The 18,474-nt window shown below is 42.2% G+C and carries 19 protein-coding genes; all 19 read left to right on the top strand.

Going from position 1 to position 18,474, the window contains the following annotated elements:
- Positions 1-14 precede the first annotated feature (14 nt).
- The 19 genes from D8S85_RS16360 to wecB all read left to right on the top strand — a co-directional run bounded on the left by D8S85_RS16360 (position 15) and on the right by wecB (position 18,457).
- The gene (locus D8S85_RS16360; RefSeq protein ID WP_004293537.1) at positions 15-416 is read left to right on the top strand and encodes a hypothetical protein; all 402 of its coding nucleotides are present in this window, start codon (positions 15-17) and stop codon (positions 414-416) included.
- A 128-nt stretch (positions 417-544) separates the two neighbouring features.
- Positions 545-1,297, top strand: coding sequence for a hypothetical protein (locus D8S85_RS16365; protein WP_004303991.1), 753 nt, complete (start codon positions 545-547; stop codon positions 1,295-1,297).
- A 1,236-nt stretch (positions 1,298-2,533) separates the two neighbouring features.
- On the top strand, positions 2,534-3,082 hold the full coding sequence (locus D8S85_RS16370; RefSeq protein ID WP_004293535.1) for a UpxY family transcription antiterminator: 549 nt from the start codon (positions 2,534-2,536) through the stop codon (positions 3,080-3,082).
- A gap of 272 nt (positions 3,083-3,354) precedes the next feature.
- Positions 3,355-3,750 (top strand): hypothetical protein, encoded by a 396-nt coding sequence (locus tag D8S85_RS16375; RefSeq protein ID WP_004293534.1) that lies wholly within the window; start codon positions 3,355-3,357, stop codon positions 3,748-3,750.
- Between the two features lie 34 nt (positions 3,751-3,784).
- Entirely contained in the window at positions 3,785-4,906 is a 1,122-nt protein-coding gene (locus D8S85_RS16380) for an MraY family glycosyltransferase (protein ID WP_004293533.1), read from the top strand.
- Between the two features lie 13 nt (positions 4,907-4,919).
- On the top strand, positions 4,920-5,711 hold the full coding sequence (locus D8S85_RS16385; protein ID WP_004293532.1) for a polysaccharide biosynthesis/export family protein: 792 nt from the start codon (positions 4,920-4,922) through the stop codon (positions 5,709-5,711).
- 14 nt (positions 5,712-5,725) lie between these two features.
- Positions 5,726-8,143 carry a GumC family protein gene (locus D8S85_RS16390; RefSeq protein WP_004293531.1) on the top strand — a complete coding sequence of 806 codons (2,418 nt, stop codon included), beginning with the start codon at positions 5,726-5,728 and terminating at the stop codon, positions 8,141-8,143.
- 79 nt (positions 8,144-8,222) lie between these two features.
- Complete coding sequence (locus tag D8S85_RS16395) at positions 8,223-8,456, top strand: hypothetical protein (RefSeq protein WP_004293530.1); 234 nt, start codon at positions 8,223-8,225, stop codon at positions 8,454-8,456.
- An 89-nt stretch (positions 8,457-8,545) separates the two neighbouring features.
- On the top strand, positions 8,546-9,241 hold the full coding sequence (locus D8S85_RS16400; RefSeq protein WP_004293529.1) for a tyrosine-protein phosphatase: 696 nt from the start codon (positions 8,546-8,548) through the stop codon (positions 9,239-9,241).
- A gap of 63 nt (positions 9,242-9,304) precedes the next feature.
- Complete coding sequence (locus tag D8S85_RS21590) at positions 9,305-9,466, top strand: hypothetical protein (protein WP_004293528.1); 162 nt, start codon at positions 9,305-9,307, stop codon at positions 9,464-9,466.
- On the top strand, positions 9,463-10,668 hold the full coding sequence (gene wecC / locus D8S85_RS16405) for a UDP-N-acetyl-D-mannosamine dehydrogenase (RefSeq protein WP_004293527.1): 1,206 nt from the start codon (positions 9,463-9,465) through the stop codon (positions 10,666-10,668). The genes D8S85_RS21590 and wecC overlap by 4 nt, the downstream gene beginning before the upstream one ends.
- A 96-nt stretch (positions 10,669-10,764) precedes the next feature.
- Positions 10,765-12,021, top strand: coding sequence for an oligosaccharide flippase family protein (locus D8S85_RS16410; RefSeq protein ID WP_004303994.1), 1,257 nt, complete (start codon positions 10,765-10,767; stop codon positions 12,019-12,021).
- Positions 12,005-13,246 (top strand): hypothetical protein, encoded by a 1,242-nt coding sequence (locus D8S85_RS16415; RefSeq protein ID WP_004293525.1) that lies wholly within the window; start codon positions 12,005-12,007, stop codon positions 13,244-13,246. Before D8S85_RS16410 ends, D8S85_RS16415 begins: the two co-directional genes overlap by 17 nt.
- A gap of 122 nt (positions 13,247-13,368) precedes the next feature.
- Positions 13,369-14,451 (top strand): glycosyltransferase family 4 protein, encoded by a 1,083-nt coding sequence (locus D8S85_RS16420; protein ID WP_004293524.1) that lies wholly within the window; start codon positions 13,369-13,371, stop codon positions 14,449-14,451.
- Positions 14,448-14,876: an acyltransferase gene (locus D8S85_RS16425; protein WP_004303995.1), complete on the top strand. Its 429-nt coding sequence runs from the start codon at positions 14,448-14,450 to the stop codon at positions 14,874-14,876. Before D8S85_RS16420 ends, D8S85_RS16425 begins: the two co-directional genes overlap by 4 nt.
- 11 nt (positions 14,877-14,887) lie before the next feature.
- Entirely contained in the window at positions 14,888-15,376 is a 489-nt protein-coding gene (locus tag D8S85_RS16430) for a serine O-acetyltransferase (protein WP_004293522.1), read from the top strand.
- A 9-nt stretch (positions 15,377-15,385) separates the two neighbouring features.
- Positions 15,386-16,579 carry a glycoside hydrolase family 88 protein gene (locus D8S85_RS16435; protein ID WP_004293521.1) on the top strand — a complete coding sequence of 398 codons (1,194 nt, stop codon included), beginning with the start codon at positions 15,386-15,388 and terminating at the stop codon, positions 16,577-16,579.
- Positions 16,580-16,593: 14 nt separating this feature from the next.
- Positions 16,594-17,292, top strand: a complete 699-nt coding sequence (locus D8S85_RS16440; protein ID WP_004293520.1) for a WecB/TagA/CpsF family glycosyltransferase — start codon at positions 16,594-16,596, stop codon at positions 17,290-17,292.
- Positions 17,293-17,296: 4 nt separating this feature from the next.
- On the top strand, positions 17,297-18,457 hold the full coding sequence (gene wecB / locus D8S85_RS16445; protein WP_004293519.1) for a non-hydrolyzing UDP-N-acetylglucosamine 2-epimerase: 1,161 nt from the start codon (positions 17,297-17,299) through the stop codon (positions 18,455-18,457).
- Positions 18,458-18,474: the final 17 nt, after the last annotated feature.

Below are 18,474 nucleotides of genomic sequence, written 5' to 3' on the forward strand. Positions count from 1 at the left end.
CCTCATGAAAGCCTATGAAGACATCCGGAAAAGACAGTAAGGAGAGCAACCGTTTCAGGGGCATCAGGCCGGAGACGGAGGAGAAATACCGCCGAGCGATCGAGATGTACGCTTCCACGGAGCTTTCCGGCTGTGAGATATGCCGTATCTGCGAAGTGACAGAATCGGGTTTCCGGTGTTACCTGACCAAGTACCACCGTGAACTCGTGCTGGCCCGTTACGCTATACTGTGCAGCAAAGAAGAGGCCGGGCAGATTAAGTTGGGACAGCTCCGGGGACAGTTGCCCGCTACCCGTGTCAAATACAAGGATACCATCGAGGCGTGCGGGAGCATGGAGCATATCGGATTGCACGTAAATTCGGGTTGGAAGGCACGAATCTGGGCAGGCAGCCGTGTACGCACTACCCCGAGATAATCGAATGGCGCGAGAAGGTGCGCGATTGGCTGGGTATCGGTGACGGGCTGCCGCGCGGCACGCGCCGCTCCTGCAAGGAATAGTATGCTGAGGCCGTCAGGCTCTTGCAGGGTAACTCGTATGTCACGGTGCCGGAGGTTGCCGACTCCTGCGGGCTTTCCTATACCGGACTGGAACAGCACCTGTTGTTCTACCATAAGGATCTGGTGAAGCGGCGCATCAGGATACGCAAGAAGGCTCTCCGACGGCAGCGGAAAGGGGAAATCACCGGTCGGGGTACCGTGCACGCCCCCTCTCCGGAGTTGGTGGAGAAGTATGCCGAAGCGGTGCATCTGTATGCCACGACACCCATGTCGGCCGCACGGATAGCCGGGAAGACGGGAGTGTCGAAGAAGGGATTCTACGAGCACCTGCAAAGGTGGCATCTGGACCTGGTATGCAGGCGGAAGAATATCCCCTACGAGGAAGGGCGGCTAGTGGACTGGTCTAAAGTCCGGAAATACAACCCCGCGACAAAGGCCAAATATGCCGAAGCCATCCGCCGGCTGAAAGAAAGCGGGCTGCCGACGGCACAGGTCGCCGCCGAGTTCGGGCTGCAACCCGAAGCGTTCCGCAGCTACCTGAAGGAACACGAGCCGGAACTGTATGCCCGGAAGGGAATGGTCAGGACGGATACGGGCGGCGCGGTGTCCCGCCGCAGCATGGAGAAATACAGCGAGGCCATGCACCTGTACGGCACGACAACCGAAAGCGTGAAGTCGTTGGCCAGGCGGTTCGGGTTCAACGACTGCTCGTTCGGGCAGTTCATCAGAAGGAATTTCCCCGAACTGGTCGAAAAGCACAACGAAATCGTCCAGAAAAAAGGAAAACAAAATAAATAACCGGCTTTCGTATGCCGCTCCGTTGCGGAAGATAAGCTGTCATAGACAGTCTGACAAAATTCAATTAGGATACCTACTATCAAAATGATTTGCAGGATTATCCGATTCTGTCATTTTTCAATACACTCTCTCTAATAATCATCAAGGTTAGATGGACATTCATCGCATTTTTTTTCTGTCTTTTAATCCTAAGTGTTGCATAATATCGGATAACGATTTAGGTTCAACGCAGCTGACAATCTTATTCAATCGACTATCAACTTTTGGGGAACCCCCAAGCATCATGGACATTTTTTAATATCCGGTTGCGATAAATACAGATAAATACTACATCTTCTCTCAAAATACTGTTATTGGGGACCCAGCATTATACCTTGATTTATAAAAACAAGGAATCTATATACCAATTTACTGTCAACCAACTTTCTTCCAACTTCGCCATACTTTCTCTATAAACAGATAGAGTTAAGTTACTTACTATCTGTTGGGGAAAACAAAAATTTTTTCTCTGTTTATAGAGGAAATAAGCAATTAAATGCGGGTAAAAGAAAACTTGCTCCTTATCTACAGAACGTAGCCCATTTGAAACCCGTTTAGACTTACTTAGCATGAAGTGACAAAAATTTGGCATGAAAACAAGTATCCTCGTCATGCGCTGTAAAGTGGTACATAATATATAGTATGAAAACGTCTAATTATTGGGAAGTGTATGACCGATAAGTTCAGACTAACAATAATGAAGCAAAAAAGGTTTTGTTACAAATAAGTCTGAGTGTAAGTTATATAGAGAGATTGTTCGACAAAAATTCCGTTCTCTCCATAAGAGAAGTATTTGGGATACAAAATTATACAATTCACTGAAAATAACAATATAAAAATGATATAATTTTCAACCGAGTGCCTCATTTCAAACAGATGTTATAGGTTTTACTCAACAGTTGTTAAGTGAATCGTCTTCCAAGCAAATAAAACAAATATTGTTTACTAGCTGATTACAACCAATTTTATATTCAAATACTTCTCTTATGGAGAGAAGTAGCAGAAGATGGAGCCGGAAACGGCTTCAGAGATTTTGTGCATGTGTGAGATAACGGAATCTTTTATGGTGTAAACATGAACAGATATACTGACATGGGAAGTTATTCTCCAGCTTTTGAAAAGAATGTTTGTAACTGCTTGATATGTAGTATAATTTACAATCTTGCAGGATTAGAAGAATTGTCCTAAATCCAAAATATGGCTACTTCGGAAGGTGAAAAACAGACATGCTGGTACGTGATGCGCGACCTTAAACGGGCCAATGCCAAGTTGCCCGCATACAAGCAACTGTTGAACGAGCATTTCGAGGTGTTCACTCCCATGAAAGAGCAGTTGAGTGTTCATGGCGGCAAACGGACTCGGGAAGAAGTTCCCTTTATCCAGGATTTGCTTTTTGTTCATGATACCCAGGAAGCTATTGATCCGTTTGTGGAAAAGTATCCCACGATACAGTATCGTTTCCAGAAGGGAGGTGGTTACAAAAATCCGATGACTGTCGCTGATGCGGACATGGAGCGGTTCATACATGCTGTAAGTGTGTCGAAAAATCCGAAATATTATCTTCCTGGCGAATTGACACCCTCTATGTGCGGACGGCACATCCGTATTGTAGGCGGTCCTTTGGACGGTTATGAAGGAAAATTGCTGACTGTACGCGGGTCGAAAACGAAACGTCTGTTAGTGGAGCTGCCCGAGTTCTTTTCCGTAGGGGTGGAAGTCAATCCCGAATATATCAGGCTATTATAAAATAATGATATGTAAGCCCGACTCTATTTTGGATGATATATGGTCCAAAGTTAAAGCGGTGTGCATTGATTATGACCTGCCGGACGAGCTGCGGATATTAAAGGTTATGCTCCGGAACAAGATGAGTACTGGTTTCTGTTATCTGTTTTGACAAATGCATCTGTACAGAACAGCCCGGCGCATGTTACAATGAGGATAAAACCTGCATTTCTGGCTTTGTAAAATTGAATATACGCTAATTCCCGACAACGGATGAAACATTTTTGAAAGTAATGAATGGTTACAATTCCGGAACTGAGCCTTGCTGGATGCCATTGATGGAACTCATCGAAACATGCCTGTTCGACATCATTCACACAGAAGATACAACCGGACGATTCATTCGTCTGTATGGAGCAGGTGACTATTGGCACGCATTCGAAGAATCCGCCTACCAATTGAGTCAGCTGTTCGTGACACACGATGTAACTGTACTCAGGCATAAAGTTTACCCATTTCCCGTTTTAATGGTCAGCATCTCGGATGACGAACTCCAGGCTTACGGCAAAAATCACATCTTCAGAAAGAAAGTATCAGGGTACAGGGAACTTGTTGGGATAGGAATCTCGATGAAGCGGTACAAGGAATGGCACAAAAAAGAGGTGATGAAATTCTCTTCTCTTCCATGACTTTGCACAAGTAAAGAACAAATTCTGACATAATATGATTTTTTGGATAGTTAATTGCAGTATTGCATTCCTGATCTGTGTGTTCTGTGCGGGTATCATCATTCCCCAGATTTTGTTGATCGCTTTCCGCAAGCGGTTATTCGACCTTCCCGACGAACGGAAGATTCATCATTGTGCCGTGCCCCGGTTGGGCGGCATCGCATTCAAGCCGGTAGTGTTTTTCACCGTAGCCTTGTTGCTGGGGATCAATATGGTTATGGGGCATTCGGAGATGTTGTCCGAAATCGAGAACGATGTTCGGCCCTTGGCTTTCGCCTTCTGCTCCATCATGGTTCTGTATCTGGTTGGCATGGCCGATGACTTGATCGGCATCCGTTATCGAGCCAAGTTCGTTATCCAGATTCTGTGCGGCATGATGCTTATCGCCGGTGGTATATATATCGATAACCTGTACGGCATTCTAGGCATTCATTCGGTTCCATTATGGCTGGGGTATCCTCTGACCATTCTGTTCGTGGTCTTCATCATCAATGCCATCAACCTGATCGATGGCATTGACGGACTGGCTTCCGGGCTATGCAGTATTGCCTGTTTGCTTTATGGGTTGACTTTTCTTATGTTTCACCAGTATATATATGCCATGCTGGCGTTCGCCACATTAGGGGTGTTAGTGCCGTTCTTTTATTACAATGTTTTCGGGAATGCCGAGCACGGAAAAAAGATTTTCATGGGTGACACAGGCAGCCTGACCGTTGGCATGATGCTCTGTCTTCTCAGTCTCAAGTTGACTATGTGTGGGACAGATGATAATACGGTACATATAAATCCGATGGTGCTGGCATTCTCCCCGCTGCTGATTCCTTGCTGTGATGTGGTCCGGGTTTATCTGCATCGGGTACGCAACGGAAAGAACCCGTTCTTGCCGGATAAGAACCATATCCACCATAAACTACTTGCTGTCGGAATGCAGCAGCGAAGTGTCATGATTATCGTCATATCCGTATCGACCGTATTCATACTGTTTAATATTCTTCTCTCCCTTTATCTGAATGTAAACTGGATCGTACTAGTCGATATCCTGATATGGACTTTCACCAATATCCGACTGACGAAACGTATCGGACAGCTTCAGTCGAGACAGGCAACCAACAAATAAAAATCAATGAAATATGAAAATCAGATACATTTTACTCTTATTGACCGTGGCTTCCCTGCTAGGATCATGTGCCGCGCCGAAAGTCGCTTATTTTACGGACCTGAAACCGGGTATGGCAGAGCAGGTTCTTAATCCATTGGAAATCAGGGTACGTCCCGAAGACAAGATTTCCATATTGGTCAACAGCAAAGACCCTTTGTTGATGGACCTTTTCAACCTTCCGATTATATCCCGACAAATCGGTATAAGATCAGAAGCATCCAACAATCAAGGAATGTCAGGATACACGATAAACAAGGATGGAAATATCGATTTTCCCGTGCTGGGGCATATCCATGTGGCGGGAATGACACGCGAGGAGATTGCCTTGTGCATAAAAGAAGAGTTGATCTCGAAAAACCTCGTAAAAGATCCGGTAGTAACAGTGGAATTCATGAACCTGACCGTTTCCGTGTTGGGTGAGGTCGCCAACCCCGGACGTTTCAATATCGACAAGGACAGGCTGACGCTCCTGGACGCTTTAAGCATGGCCGGGGACCTTACCGTCTACGGGAAACGGGAGAACGTGCTGGTACAGCGGGAGGAAAACGGCAAAAAGACCCTGTACCGGGTCAATCTGAATTCGGGATATGACCTTTATGCTTCTCCCGTGTACTACCTGCAACAGAACGATATTGTTTATGTCGAACCTAACTCGGTCAGGGCAAGACAATCGACAGTCAATGGGAACAACGTGCGGTCTACCTCTTTTTGGTTATCGTTGGCCTCGCTGCTGACCACCATTACCGTGTTGATCGTGAAATAAATATAGAATCTGATATGGCCGTAAATCAAAAGAATACAAAACCGGGACAGCCGGATGATTTCCTGCGGATACAGGATCTGTTGTACCTGTGCCTCGCGAGGTGGAAGTGGTTCGTCCTGTCTTTGGCGATAACGACAGGTGTTGCTGCTGTCTATCTGCTGTGTACCCCTGCCGTATATACACGCACTGCTTCGGTGTTGATCAAGGAGGATTCCAAAGGCAAGTCGGTCTCCCCGGATCTGGAATCCTTTTCGGAGTTTGGGTTGTTCCAGTCCAGCACCAATGTAAATAACGAACTCATCACCTTTCAGTCGCCGGCTTTAATGACCGAGGTAGTTAAACGATTTCGTTTGGATATGAATTACTTCGTTCCGGGGAAATTCCACCGTCAGGTGGCCTATGGACTGACATTACCAGTGGATGTAACGATAAGTGACTTTCCTGAAAACGAATCGGCTGGGTTTACATTGGAAGTACAGCCAGACAGCACATTACTCTTATCCGACTTTACACGTAACGGGACGGAGCTCGACGGAAAGGATATAAAGGGCCGCTTGCTCGACTCCATCACTACGCCATTAGGGAAAATCATTATCCATGCAACCCCCAATTATGTGAAAGGCGAGACATACACATTGTATGTAGGTAAATCCAGTTTGTATGATGCTGTAAACTCCTGCTCGTCCAATCTGTCCGTTTCATTGAATAATGAGAAAGCGTCAGTTATCGACCTGTCATTCAGGGATAATTCTGTACAACGGGCGGAGGATGTATTGAGCATGTTGATTTCCGTTTATAATGAGAACTGGGTGAAGGACAAGAACCAGATCGCTATCAGCACCTCGATGTTCATCAACGAGCGTTTGGGCGTAATCGAACAGGAACTGGGCAACGTGGACGAGGACATTTCATCCTACAAGTCCGAACATCTGTTACCCGACGTGCAGGCGGCTTCGAGCATGTATATGGCGCAGAGCAGCCAGACGAATGCGCAGATTCTGGCTTTGAACAACCAGCTCTACATGACCCGCTACATCCGGAACTATTTGTCCAATGACGCCAACCGTACCCAACTGCTTCCGGCCAATTCCGGCATTGAAAGCGCCAATATTGAATCGCAGATTGCCGAATACAACAAACAACTGTTGCAGCGCAACAGCCTGGTTGCGAACAGTAGTACGGAAAATCCGCTGGTCGTTGATATGGATCAGGCCCTGGCATCCATGCGTGGGGCGATAATCAGGTCTATCGACAATCAGATAGTAACCTTGAATTCGCAGATAAAAAGTTTGCGGCAGACGGAGCAACAGACAACATCACGTATAGCAGCTAACCCTACACAAGCCAAATACCTGCTCTCGGTGGAACGCCAGCAGAAGGTAAAGGAGGCTCTTTATTTGTTCTTACTGCAAAAGCGTGAGGAGAACGAACTCTCACAGGCATTTACGGCCTACAATACCCGTATTGTTGCCCCGCCCCACGGTAGCATGTTGCCGATGTCACCCGTGCGCAAAAACATCTTAATGGTCGCGTGTGCTTTGGGACTGCTTATTCCGGTAGTCATTATCTTTATATGTGAGAACATGAATACCCGTGTACGGGGAAGAAAAGATCTGGAAAGCGTAACCGTACCGTTCATCGGTGAAATTCCGCTGTTCACAAGAAAGAAGAAAGGAATATTCAGAAAGAAACCACAGGAAGTCAGGGCCATTGTTGTCAAGGAGGGCAGCCGTGACATCATCAACGAGGCATTCCGTGTATTGCGTACCAACTTGGAGTTCATGACTGGCAAGGATAAGGCATCGAATGTCATCATCGTGACCTCGTTCAATCCGGGCAGCGGCAAGTCGTTCCTGACCATGAATATCGCCGTGAGCTTTGCCATTAAAGGGAAGAAAGTGTTGGTAATCGACGGTGACCTGCGTCACGGCTCTGCGTCATCCTATATCGACTCTCCTACCAAGGGGTTGAGCGACTATCTTGGCGGCAGGATTGACAATCTCAATGAAATAATTGTCACCAATCCGAAACAGAAATATCTGGACATCCTTCCTGTCGGCACCATACCTCCCAACCCCACCGAACTGTTGTTCGACGACCGGCTGAAACAGGTAATAGATACCGTAAGGGAACAATACGAATATGTGCTGATTGACTGTCCGCCCATCGAACTGGTGGCCGACACGCAGATAATCGAGAAGCTGGCTGACCGTACTATTTTCGTGGTTCGTGCAGGATTGCTTGAACTGAGTATGCTTGCTGAACTGGAGAAAATCTACGGGGAGAAAAAATACAAGAACATGTCCCTGATCCTGAATGGAACCGAGGGAAGCGGTGGTCGCTACGGATACCGTTATGGCTATCGGTATGGTTATCACTATGGTTACGGTTCGGAATATCACTATGGTTCCGATGAAAAATATATAGAGTAAATCGTTGATTATCAAGCAATTAAATACGGAGTAAGAATGTAAATTTGATTTCCCTATTGTTTCACTAAAAATCACAACTATGGCACAGAACGATTTTACAGAAGACAAAGCGACCTTATTCGGTGCGGGTATGGTTACTGTAGGTGTATTTGGTAAAACAGCATTGATTACCAAAGGAGTCGGAGTGGTTGCCGCAACAAAAGCCGGAGTATTGGCTGGTGGATTTATCTGTCCTCCTGCGGCTATCTGTATCGGTTTAGCTTGTGTTGGGGCCGGGTTGATAAATCATTTCGGCAAGCGAAACTGGTGGTGAAGTTTATCACCGGGACAATCAATTCATTCCCGGATTCCGCATATATGTCATGTGGAATCGGGAATGATTAAAAAGTTTTATGTCATTATATGTGGTTTTTTAAAAAAAGGGAAAAACAAAATATAATAAAGCTAATCGGTTTTACAGACTATCATTCGCATATTCTTCCGGGCGTGGATGACGGTGTACAAACGATGGACGAATCTTTGGAAATTCTACGTTTGTATGAGGAGCAAGGGATCAAATCCGTATGGCTCACACCGCACATCATGGAAGACATTCCCAATACGACTGCCCATCTTCGCGACCGTTTTGCAGAATTGCAGGCTGCTTACACAGGTGGCGTACAACTGCACCTTGCAGCGGAAAACATGCTTGACAATCTCTTTGAGGAACGGCTGGGAAAGAATGACCTGCTACCTTTAGGCGAGAATGGCGACCACCTGCTGGTGGAAACCTCTTATTTCAGTCCTCCGATGGGCTTGAAAAATATCCTGCTTCGCATCAAATCTAAAGGATACCACCCTGTTCTCGCCCATCCGGAGCGTTATGCTTATATGGATGAATCGGATTACCGACAGCTAAAAGACATGGGTGTGAAATTCCAGATTAATCTTCCATCAATAGCGGGTATGTATGGCAACCGGATTAAGAAAAAGGCCATGTTTCTTATGAGAGAACAGGCTATTGCTTATATAGGGACAGATATTCACAGTTACAGTATATTTCAAAAGTTCATTTGTACAAGCGTTACAAGAAACGTACAAAAACTGCTTGATTTATAGTCAAGATTATTGCGGCTATGGATAGCCAAGCTATAACAAAAATTCCTATTAATAAACAACAAGATGACAAGCGGAGAAAAGGCTCTTTATCATTCCATTATAGAGCAGTTAAAAGATAAGGAACTTTCCGATAGCCAAAAAGACAATTTTGTGAAAAAGCTGGATGAACTGTTCAAAAGTATGAATGACCAATCAAAAGAATTTCAATTAAACTCAATTTTATGAAAGCATGTTTTATGGGCTTGGGCTATATCGGATTGCCTACAGCCATTATCGCAGCAAAGCACGGAGTACAGGTAACGGGTGTTGACATCAACCCCAAAGTTGTAGAGCTGACCAATCAAGGTAAGCTCCACATCATTGAACCGGGGATGGAAGAAATGCTGCAAGAAGTTGTGAAAAACGGGACATTGCACGCAAGCACGAAGCCGGAGACAAGTGACGCTTACTTTATGGTTGTTCCCACCCCGTTCAAAGGTAATCATGAGCCTGATATTTCGTATGTAGAGGCGGCAACTCGTGCTGTACTTCCTTTTCTCAAGGAAGGTGACTTATATGTAATTGAAAGCACATCACCCGTTGGTACGACTGATAAAATGCGTGACTTAATTTTCGCTGAGCGTCCTGAATTGGAAGGTAAAATTTATATCGCCTATTGCCCCGAGCGTGTACTTCCGGGCAATGTGATTTATGAGTTGGTACATAACGACCGTGTCATTGGCGGTATGAACGAAGAAAGTACAACAAAAGCAATCGAGTTCTACTCGCAGTTCGTACAGGGGACGCTGCATCGGACTAATTGCAAGACCGCTGAAATGTGCAAACTGACTGAGAACAGCAGTCGTGACGTGCAGATAGCTTTTGCCAATGAACTTTCATTGATTTGCGACAAGGCAGGGATTAATGTTTGGGAACTTATCAGGCTTGCCAACAAACATCCGCGCGTAAATATCCTGCAACCTGGCTGTGGAGTCGGAGGTCATTGTATTGCTATCGATCCATATTTCATTACAGCGGATTTTCCGGTTGAAAGTCGCATAATTTCTACAGCACGCGAAATCAACAATTATAAATCGTTCTATTGTGCTGAAAAAGTAAAGAACGCCATGTTTGAATTTGAACTGAAAAATCACTGTAAGCCTGTGGTAGCAATGATGGGGTTGGCATTCAAACCGGACATTGACGATTTGCGTGAATCTCCAGCAAAATATATCACAACTAAAGTAATGCAAGGATGTAATAATGCCAACATTTTAGTGGTAGAGCCAAATGTGAAAGAACATAACGTGTTCAAGTTGACAGACTATAAAGAGGCTTATGACAAAGCCGATATTGTTGTGTTCCTTACAGCCCATACACCTTTCAAAGAACTACCGTGGAAAGATGATAAAGTGATACTTGATTTCTGTGGAATATTTAAGCAATAGAGGTAGACAATCATTAAGTTTACCAAGACTTACCCTCCCAATAAACGTACACATATACTGATTGCAGATTTACAGAAAATCTATTGCTTTAAGAAGATGACATTAAGCCAAGTTTTCAAATCAAGATTGTTGTCAAATATTTGGAATCAGTTTCTCCTTTATGGTTTCAGTAGCATTATACCAATTCTACTAATTCCATATTTGTTGAACGTTATAGGAGTAGAAAAATACGGTCTTGTAAATTTTGCCATTATATTTAGCTTTTACTTTCAGATATTCAATGAGTTCGGTTTCGATTTATCTAATGTCAGGCATGTCGTCAATAATAGAGACAATCAAGAAAAATTGGGAAGGATAGTTTCTTCTATTCTGCAATGTAAGTTTTTTCTCATACTCTGTTCTCTATTTGTTTATATTTTAGTTGTAGGGTTGATTCCTTCACTAAGGAATGAACTCACGCTTTATATATTAGCCTTTATTCGTTTGATAGGGGTTGTCATTGCTCCCTATTGGCTTTTCCGTTCAATGGAGGACATTAAATATATAACACGTATCAGCGTGCCAATAAAGCTATTATGTATATTGCCTATTTTTTTAATCGTTAAGTCTACTGATGATTATGCATTGGTGATGTTGTGCTATGCTCTTGAAACATTTGTTTCAGGTATTGTCGCTTTATTCATTGCCCAAAAAAGATACGGGATCAAACTTCAAATAGTCTCGGCACAAGAAGTGAAATTTTATCTTAAGGATAGTATTCCGTTTTTCTCATCAACTTTTTTGATGAGAGCCTATAAAACAATGAATACCTTAGTGCTTGGCTTTATTCTTGGAGATTTTGCAGTCGGATTATATACAGCTGCGGAAAAACTTCATAATGCGTATTCATCATTTGTTTCTCCGCTTTTATCTCAGATATTTTACCCATATTTCACAAGGATAAAAAATATGGGTAGAGCGACTAAGATGGTATTGCTTTTATGTATTGCCAATACAATCGCTTTAGCTTGTATATATTTCTTATCACCGTATCTTATACCGATTTTTATTAAGACTGAAACAGCAAGTATAACCACGTATTTCAACCTATTCTTGCTTTTATTGGCGATTAGTGTGCCAGCTGACATGTTCGGTTTCCCTTATTTGGGCGTACTTGGAAAAATCAATGAGGTAAATATGACAACCATTTATTCTGCAATCATATACATCATTGTTGTCCTTGTCTTGATTCTTACTCACAGTATTAGCATAGGAAGTGTTATTTGGGCTTTGATTATAGCGAACGTGGGATGTTTGGTTTTGCGCCTATATTTAGCCAATAAAGTAAGAGTTGGTAATGTTGATAAACAATAGGATATACAATATAGATACTAATTCTCGACATTGGGCTATTTCTTTAGCCTTAATTGTAATCTTGTCTGTAATAATGACATTTATTCCTTTTGTAGGACTGTGTTTGTCATTAATGTTTTTCAGACAAAGGTTTGCCCCCATTCTATTTATTATCTTTTCTTTCTATTTTGGTTGGTTTTATGAGCCACAAATGGATTTGTTGGTTCATTATGAGCATTTTCATCGTATTGCCGACAAATCATTGGTTGAGCAATGGATGGACTCTGGAACATCAAAATATGGCAAAGAAATATATCCTGTATTATTTAAATATTTCATTGGTTTAATTGCTGATAACCGGAATTTTTTCTCTGCTTGTGCGTGTGTGGTATATACTTCTCTATTTATATTTGGAGTCGTAAAACCACTCCAGCCATTATATATGCAGAAAATGTCAATTCCTGCATGGCTACTCTTCCTGGGAGTGATTTTTACTGTAGAATACTATTGGTTTCTCGGTTTTCGCTTTTGGAGCGGAGCATTTGTTTTTACTGGCTTCTATTTGAGATACCTTAATTCAGGAGCCGTTAAGTACCTTTGGTTATCTGCGTTATGTATTTGTTTTCACTATTCACTACTCGCCTTATGTGTCGCGGCTGTATTAAACCTACTCTTGCGATATAGGTTTAAAGTGTACTATTTAATTCTTATCGTATCATTCATCGTTCGCTTTGCGAAAATCGCGTTTGTCACTAATATCGCACAATTTGGCATATTTGAAAACTACGTCAAAGAGAGCGTTAGGAATCAAAATATCATACAGTCTGTTGGAAAGTATGCAGAGGAAATACGCGAGTATGGTAATCAGTTCTATTTGCTTCGTGAAACAATTGCCGTTTTCGGTGTCTTGGCTGTGATCTATATACTATATAAAAAAATAGGGAAAGAATTTTGGGAGCAGAATGTCAAATTCTGGGGGTTCTGTATTCTCCTATTGTCTTTTGCCAATTTCGGATATGTCAGTTTGACTTTTTATGATAGATTCTTCAAACTTGCCGTGCTATTCTTATATGTTTTTACATATATGTGGGTTATGGATATTCAATCCAAATTGAGTTTTAAGTCCCAGCTACTAATAACTATGGTTACAATTATACCGGTATTGTATTTCATTGTTACACCATTAGTTGAACAGAGGCACATGTTGTTCCAACTAAACTTATGGTTTAGTAATCTATGTTCATGATGAAAAATTTTGTAATCTGAATTTCTCATCGTGCTGATGTATGGTCTATGGATAGCTACCAATACGAACAACCAAAAAGGCATAACATCAGAAAACGAAAATAGATTAACCGTTGATGTTCAATGTTCTTAATTATTTTAATCATATCAATTGAAACACTAACAATGAGGGTATTAATAACTGTTCCCACTAAATCCGGATATGGAGGAGTAACTAATTATTATTTAGGGATTAAAGAGTATTGGAAAGAAAATATTGAATATTTTTATTTCGGTCGTAAGCCTTGGCGTAATATATTTTATCCATTTTTAATTATCCGTTTTATAATCCGATTGATTTGCTTTAAACCTGATATAGTACTACTTAACCCATCGCTTGGAGATAAAGCCTTAAAACGAGATTTTATATATTTAAACATTTGCCGATTTTTCAGAAAGAAAACATCCGTATTTATTCATGGTTTCAATTTCGAGTATGCTAAAAATGCAGATTGGAAATGGATAAGTGCCAATTTGAATAAGGCCTTGTGTATTTTTGTGTTATCCCAAGATTTCAAGAATGAATTGATAAGGAGGGGGATAAAATCTGATATACATCTAACTTCGACAAAAGTACCCGATTATTTTATTTCAGGTTTTGACCTTTCGATGAGACAAGGAAAAGCCGAAAACATTATGTATAGCGGGCGAATAGAAAAGGCCAAGGGTGTATATGAAACAGTCGATACATTTTCAATACTTAAGTCACAATACAAGGATCTGACATTGACCTTTGTCGGTGATGGCTCAGAACTTCCTATGTTGAAACAATATGTTGAGAATAAGAAAATAAAGGATGTCCGTTTTACTGGAGAGTTACGTGGGGAAGATTTTAAAAAGGAATACATTAACGCCGATATGTATTTGTTTCTAAGTTATACGGAAGGTATGCCAACTGTGGTTTTGGAAGCAATGATTTTCGGACTCCCTATTTTTACCAGAAAAGTGGGTGGCCTAATAGATTTCTTTGAAAATGGAAAGATGGGATATATATCAAGTTCGTTAGATCCGGCAGTTTTTGCAGAAGCAATGAAACCATATATCGAGAATCCTGCTAAAATGAGGAGTGTATCAATATATAATTCCGAATATGCGAAAACCCATTTTGTTGCATCCGTTGTTGTCCGAAAATTTGAAAATACACTAAAGAAATATATTGAGCTATGAATATTCTGAGAATCAAGAAGCTAATATTTTTACACCTCCAACATCTACCCATGAAATCAAGGGCATGGAGACCATTAGTTTGCAAATGGGGTGGAGTGCAGATAATCAGCCCCAAAAGAACGTTTATCGGTGAGGGCGTCATATTTGACACAAATTATCCACAAGATATTTTTATCGAAGAAGGTGTTCGTTTGACATCGGGGGTGAAAATAGTAACACATTTCATGAATCCTAATACTGGAAGTTACGACAGGGGGAAGGTTCATATCTGCAAAGGCGCCTATCTCGGAATGAATACTTTGGTGGTAAAACCTGTAACAATTGGAGAGCGAGCTATAATTGGAGCAGGTTCTGTTGTGACCAAAGATATACCAGCCAATGAAGTTTGGGCAGGAAATCCCGCAAAATTTATAAGAAAACGGTAGGATTAATTCATATGGACATTATATCATTCTATAGGGTAGAACGTTGGCTATTTGAACGCCATATTCCGGTTTTGCCCAAAATCGTACAACTATTGATTTTTCTCATTTTCAATTCAAAAATAACCGCTGATTCAAAAATAGGAAAAGGGTCATACTGTGTGTGCAAAGGGATTAGCACTGTCTTAATACCGGGAACAGAAATCGGAGAAAATTGCGTATTAGGATTGCGATTTTCTACTGTACGGCAGTTTCCATATAAAGAAGTTCCTTGTCTAAAGAATAATGTTTGGGTGGGACCTAATGTTATTATTGCTGGCCCTGTTGTAATAGAAGATGATGTGGTAATCGCTGGAAATTCATTTGTCAACCGAAGTGTTCCCAAAGGTGCTATTGTAGCAGGATGTCCGGCAAAGATTATTGGCTGGAGAAAGAATCTTGATTATGCGATTGAGACAAACCCAAAGTATAAAGATGGCCGTATGCCATTCTTGACAAAATGAATAACACCAATGAATGATATTGCAGATGCTTTTTATAAGCTAAAAATTTATTGTGAGACTGAACATTTCAAGGGTTGGGATCCGTATGATGGTCTCAACTCTAAAATTTTTCAGGCAATTCCGCTGCTGAAAAAGTCTGTATTGTGCAGATTGATGGTCATACAAGGTTTCAAGCGTTGCCCTTTCAATATGAGACGGATGGCTTTCGTTCCGAAAGAGTATAACGCAAAAGGTATCGGGCTGTTCTTGTCCGGATATTGCAATCTGTATAAAGTTGTGGAAAATCATCCGCAATTATCCGAAAAAATGGGAACGTTGGAGATGATAAAGGCTCGGATTGAAGAATTGGCAGAGTTGCTTATATCCTTACAATCTAAAGGCTACAGCGGTGCTTGCTGGGGGTATAACTTCGATTGGCAGGCACGCCGTCTGTTTCTTTTTCCCAAATTCACGCCCACAGTAGTTGCTACAAATTTCTGTGCCACGGCACTGATGCAGGCATATGAAATAACTAGGAACAAACACTATTTGGAGATTGCATTAAGTGCAGCGGATTTTGTAATAAAAGATTTGCATCGCACGCCGTATAATGGTGGCTTTCTCTTTTCTTATAGTCCGTTAGAGGGTAATGACACTGTGTTCAATGCTTCGCTGCTCGGTTCTCGATTGTTGAGTTATTGTTTTTATTATACACAACAGGAGGAATACAAAAGACTAGCGGAGCTATCCATTAAAGCCTGTTGTTCCGGGCAACGGGAAGACGGGGCTTGGGTATATGGAATGCTCCCCGTACAGAATTGGGTAGACAGCTTTCATACAGGATATAATTTAGATGCGCTGATCGCTTATCAAGAGTTGACAGAGGATCATGCTTTCAATGGTTACATCGAAAAAGGTTTCGACTACTATGTCAATCATTTTTTCGAAGCGGACGGAACTCCTAAATATTATGATAACCGAATGTATCCTATTGACATCCATTGTCCAGGGCAGCTATTGATAACATTGACCCGCCTACATAAGATGAAAAAATATGAGGAACTTGCCAAAAAAGTATTGCAATGGACAATCCGAAATATGCAAGATAAAAAGGGGTATTTCTACTACCAATTAAAACCTGGCATCAGTTCTAAAATCTCGTATATGCGATGGAGTAATGCATTTATGTTTAATGCAATGTCGCATTATTTACTCGCAATATAAAATTTCCAACATAAATGAATAAAGTTTCTTTAAACGGAGTCGAAATATATCCGTTCGATTCCGAACAGTCTTTGTTGTCTTTTGTAAACGATAATAAGGGCATATTAGTAGCCATAAATGCTGAGAAAATTTTACATGCTACAGATCAGACACGAGGAATTATCAATCGGAACATAGGGTATTGCGATGGAGCCGGCGCACAAATGGCTCTCAAACAAAAAGGTTTTGAAAATGCGTGTAAAATTCCCGGTTGTGAGTTGTGGCTCAAAATTGTAGCTCAATTTTATAGAGAAAAGACTTTTTATTTGATAGGTGGTAAACCTCAAATCATAGAAGAAACTGTGTCTAAACTGCGTAAAGAATATGCAGGGATTCACATTATCGGTTATCGGGATGGATATATCAAGGCAAACGAGGAACGGGAAAGACTTATAAAAGACATAACCGAAAAAAGACCTGATGTGGTATTTGTGGCTATGGGGTCTCCTAAACAGGAATTACTGATGGAAGAAATACAGCATAGACACAAAGCCATCTTTCAAGGATTAGGCGGCAGCTTCGATGTATATACTGGCCATGTGGAAAGGGCTCCTAAATGGTGGGTGAACCACAATCTTGAATTTGCCTATCGGTTGCTCAAAGAACCGAAAAGAATAAAACGGCAAATTCACTTGATAAAGTATGCCTGGTGGCTGATAACTAAAAAATTATAGAACAATGAAGAAGGTAATGCTGGTCTTCGGGACTCGTCCGGAGGCCATTAAGATGGCTCCGTTGGTGAAGGAGTTCCAAAAAAAATCAGCAGACTTTGAAACAATCGTCTGCGTGACGGGGCAGCATCGTGAAATGCTCGATCAGGTGTTGCAGATATTCGATATCAAGCCGAATTATGACTTGAACATCATGAAGCAGGGGCAAGATCTGTATGATGTAACCGCCCGTGTGCTGACCGGGATGCGTGATGTGTTGAACAAGGCGAAACCTGATGTGGTATTGGTGCACGGTGACACAACCACTTCTACTGCCGCCGCACTCGCAGCTTTCTATCAGCAGATCCCTGTAGGTCATGTAGAAGCGGGCCTGCGTACCCACAACATATACAGCCCTTGGCCGGAGGAGATGAACAGACAAATAACAGGGCGCATTGCCACCTATCACTTTTCTCCGACCGCTTTAAGCAAGAAAAATCTGTTGACGGAAGGTGTGCAGGAGGACAAGATAACCGTAACAGGGAATACGGTCATCGATGCCCTTCATATCGTTGTTGATAAAATAAAGACTGACGGAGCTCTACAACAAGAACTTGCCGGGGTGCTGGAAAAAGCGGGTTACGATACCTCACGGCTTGCTGATGGCAAGAAACTCGTTTTGATAACCGGACACCGACGTGAAAATTTCGGAGACGGATTCATCAGCATGTGCACAGCCATTAAGGATCTGACGGCAAAATATCCATATGTGGACTTTGTCTATCCGATGCACTTGAACCCCAATGTCCGCAAACCTATCCATGAAGTATTCGGGGAGAATTTGAATAGTTTGGGAAATATGTTCTTTATCGAACCATTGGAATATCTGAGTTTCGTGTTCCTGATGGAAAAAGTGACCCTTGTCCTTACCGACAGCGGTGGTATTCAGGAAGAGGCTCCGGGGTTAGGCAAACCGGTACTGGTGATGCGTGACACCACCGAACGTCCGGAGGCGTTGGATGCAGGAACGGTAAAATTGGTAGGAACCGATTATAACAAAATTGTCTCCGAGGTATCGATTTTATTGGATGATGCATCTGCTTATGAGCAAATGAGTAAAGCCATTAATCCTTACGGTGACGGAAAAGCGTGTATGCGTATAACGCAAACACTTAATGTTCGGTTGTAACTTTTGTATTTTCTTGA

The organism is Butyricimonas faecalis, assembly GCF_003991565.1.
Classification (GTDB): domain Bacteria; phylum Bacteroidota; class Bacteroidia; order Bacteroidales; family Marinifilaceae; genus Butyricimonas; species Butyricimonas faecalis.

Excerpts from the sequence above, each read along its gene's own strand:
- D8S85_RS16360 (WP_004293537.1), top strand. The coding sequence starts at position 15 with ATGAAGACATCCGGAAAAGACAGTAAGGAGAGCAACCGTTTCAGGGGC.
- D8S85_RS16370 (WP_004293535.1), top strand. The coding sequence starts at position 2,534 with ATGGCTACTTCGGAAGGTGAAAAACAGACATGCTGGTACGTGATGCGC.
- D8S85_RS16375 (WP_004293534.1), top strand. The coding sequence starts at position 3,355 with ATGAATGGTTACAATTCCGGAACTGAGCCTTGCTGGATGCCATTGATG.
- D8S85_RS16380 (WP_004293533.1), top strand. The coding sequence starts at position 3,785 with ATGATTTTTTGGATAGTTAATTGCAGTATTGCATTCCTGATCTGTGTG.
- D8S85_RS16385 (WP_004293532.1), top strand. The coding sequence starts at position 4,920 with ATGAAAATCAGATACATTTTACTCTTATTGACCGTGGCTTCCCTGCTA.
- D8S85_RS16390 (WP_004293531.1), top strand. The coding sequence starts at position 5,726 with ATGGCCGTAAATCAAAAGAATACAAAACCGGGACAGCCGGATGATTTC.
- D8S85_RS16395 (WP_004293530.1), top strand. The coding sequence starts at position 8,223 with ATGGCACAGAACGATTTTACAGAAGACAAAGCGACCTTATTCGGTGCG.
- D8S85_RS16400 (WP_004293529.1), top strand. The coding sequence starts at position 8,546 with ATGTGGTTTTTTAAAAAAAGGGAAAAACAAAATATAATAAAGCTAATC.
- D8S85_RS21590 (WP_004293528.1), top strand. The coding sequence starts at position 9,305 with ATGACAAGCGGAGAAAAGGCTCTTTATCATTCCATTATAGAGCAGTTA.
- wecC (WP_004293527.1), top strand. The coding sequence starts at position 9,463 with ATGAAAGCATGTTTTATGGGCTTGGGCTATATCGGATTGCCTACAGCC.
- D8S85_RS16410 (WP_004303994.1), top strand. The coding sequence starts at position 10,765 with ATGACATTAAGCCAAGTTTTCAAATCAAGATTGTTGTCAAATATTTGG.
- D8S85_RS16415 (WP_004293525.1), top strand. The coding sequence starts at position 12,005 with ATGTTGATAAACAATAGGATATACAATATAGATACTAATTCTCGACAT.
- D8S85_RS16420 (WP_004293524.1), top strand. The coding sequence starts at position 13,369 with ATGTTCTTAATTATTTTAATCATATCAATTGAAACACTAACAATGAGG.
- D8S85_RS16425 (WP_004303995.1), top strand. The coding sequence starts at position 14,448 with ATGAATATTCTGAGAATCAAGAAGCTAATATTTTTACACCTCCAACAT.
- D8S85_RS16430 (WP_004293522.1), top strand. The coding sequence starts at position 14,888 with ATGGACATTATATCATTCTATAGGGTAGAACGTTGGCTATTTGAACGC.
- D8S85_RS16435 (WP_004293521.1), top strand. The coding sequence starts at position 15,386 with ATGAATGATATTGCAGATGCTTTTTATAAGCTAAAAATTTATTGTGAG.
- D8S85_RS16440 (WP_004293520.1), top strand. The coding sequence starts at position 16,594 with ATGAATAAAGTTTCTTTAAACGGAGTCGAAATATATCCGTTCGATTCC.
- wecB (WP_004293519.1), top strand. The coding sequence starts at position 17,297 with ATGAAGAAGGTAATGCTGGTCTTCGGGACTCGTCCGGAGGCCATTAAG.